This is a genomic window from Staphylococcus sp. URHA0057 (genome assembly GCF_000620265.1).
In the GTDB taxonomy this organism is placed as follows: Bacteria; Bacillota; Bacilli; order Staphylococcales; family Staphylococcaceae; genus Staphylococcus; species Staphylococcus pasteuri.
On sequence record NZ_JHVS01000026.1, the window covers coordinates 1 to 2110 of the forward strand.

Below are 2110 nucleotides of genomic sequence, written 5' to 3' on the forward strand. Positions count from 1 at the left end.
AGTCGTTTGTTTGGTAACTAACTGTAATTAAAAAGGACACGATAAGTTTAAAAACTTATCGTGCTTTTTATGTGGATCGTACTTCTGATAATCATTGGTTATGTAAACAGAGTGAATGAGGCAATCATAGTCCATACAGAACCTTTATTTGGCTCTCATTTGTGTTTTAAGAGCTTATGTAAAAAAACATATAAAATACCCCTTAAAATGCAAAATAAGGATATTAGCTTATCACATATGAGTTTTGGTTTTAGTACGACACTTTTTTAGGTGTGTAAGTGCGTCTTTGGATATAAAAATAAAAGCCAACCCAGACAAAGTGGATTGGCTTTTTCTTTCGTACGGTCTGTTTATTTTTCCTTCGACGCCGTATCGTCGATGTAAATAAAAAAAGTTATGGGCTAAAAATCTACATCACTTTTTCAAGAATGTAGTAGCGATATTCGACACAAATTAATTTTTATAACTGCTCGGAATATCTCAAGCCGTTTCTTTGAATTTAAAATTAAAAATCGACGCAGGTCGATGACGGATCTACACTAGCGTTTGGAACAAACGTATAAGTGCGCCCTTACGGGAGTTAAGTAGATTATAACACTGGTTAGTAGAGGAATGCAAAATTATAAAGTGTGTTGAGTTAGATTAGACATTTTTCTTTTTAAAGACAAATACTACGATGATTAAGAAAATAATAATATAAACAATATTACCAATAAATAATTCATGCAGTTCTAATTTTGTGAATTTTTTCATGTTTTTATCAACAATTTGAACCATAATATTCATCATACTAATAGGGTTCCATTTTAACCATTCCCATTTATCTACAACAATTGTTAATATCCCTGACAAAATTGAAGTGGCAAAATACAATACAATACCGACAGCAATAGAGACACCGGGACTTTTCATTGCACATGAAATTAATAAGGTGATACTTAAGACTAACCATGTTCCAACATATGTACCTAGTCCAGTTAATAACATTTTACTTAATAACGATAACGCATCACCCTTACTTTCAAGGAGATTGATATCGTTGAAGAAAATAGCCCATAGAATAATTCCTACAACAATACTAACAATAAAATACAGTAGTGAAAAAAGTATTAATGTAATAATTTTACTAATAATAATGCTTGTTCTCGTATATTTTCGATAGAGAAGATTTTTAATTGTACCATGATAAAACTCCATTGAAATAATGGTGCTGGCTTGAATAATTAATAAAAAGATAAACCATGAAAAACCACTAAATGCTGATTCAATAGATGATTGTGGAGAAAAAACATCATCATAGTTTTTAGATATTATAGCTTGAACAACCATTAATAACATAATGATAATTGGTATAATAAACGTCGATTTCTTTTTAAACAATTTAAAACATTCTTGCTTAATTAAAGTGCCCATTTTACGATTGATCCTCCTTATCAATGATACTTAATAATACATTTTCTAAATCGTTATCTTTATATTGGTTTAATTCTTCTTCGGTAGTTTCAGTAACAATTTTACCTTTGTTAATGATAAGGATAGAATTGGTGATTTTTACTAACTCACTTAATATATGGCTAGAAATTAAAAAGGTAACGCCCTCTTCCGCTTTTTTTACAATGAGTTCTCTAACATCTCTTACAGCCCTAGGATCTAACCCATTCATAGGTTCATCTAAAATAATTAATTGGGGTTGATTTAAGAAAGCTATTGCAATACCTAATTTTTGTTTCATACCCAAGGAATATGTTTTGGCTTTATTATGTATATACTCATCCATTTTAAGTTGAGAGACAATTGTATCAATATCTTGAGTATTTTTAGTTTCATTTAGTAGTTTAAGATTGTCATAGCCTGACATAAAGGGATATACTCCTGGATTTTCGATCAATGCACCAACGTTACTTTTTTTATGCTTATTTTCAATAACTTCAAAGTTACCTTCTTGATAAATCGAGTAGCCTAATATAACTTTCATCAAAGATGTTTTTGGTTCTGTTGCAAAGTTGAATTTATAATATAATTTTAACAAAAAGGAGTCTTCTGTATGAACTATTTCAGATATAAACAATTTAACAAGGATGTTATCACTGTAGCCGTTGGCTACTATCTA

At 29.8% G+C, this 2110-nt stretch carries 2 protein-coding genes and 1 pseudogene; 1 reads left to right on the forward strand and 2 read right to left on the reverse strand.

Annotated elements, in window-relative coordinates:
* Positions 1 to 642: 642 nt before the first annotated feature.
* Complete coding sequence (locus N524_RS0109405; protein WP_002455772.1) at positions 643 to 1413, reverse strand: ABC transporter permease; 771 nt, start codon at positions 1411 to 1413, stop codon at positions 643 to 645.
* A 1-nt stretch (position 1414) separates the two neighbouring features.
* Positions 1415 to 2068, reverse strand: coding sequence for an ABC transporter ATP-binding protein (locus tag N524_RS12875; protein WP_231460225.1), 654 nt, complete (start codon positions 2066 to 2068; stop codon positions 1415 to 1417).
* Here N524_RS12875 and N524_RS13485 point away from each other — a divergent pair.
* A pseudogene (locus N524_RS13485) lies at positions 2045 to 2110 on the forward strand (IS6 family transposase); the annotation flags it as partial. The gene N524_RS12875 and the pseudogene N524_RS13485 sit on opposite strands and share 24 nt — an antisense overlap.

Excerpts from the sequence above, each read along its gene's own strand:
- N524_RS0109405 (WP_002455772.1), bottom strand. The coding sequence starts at position 1,413 with ATGGGCACTTTAATTAAGCAAGAATGTTTTAAATTGTTTAAAAAGAAA.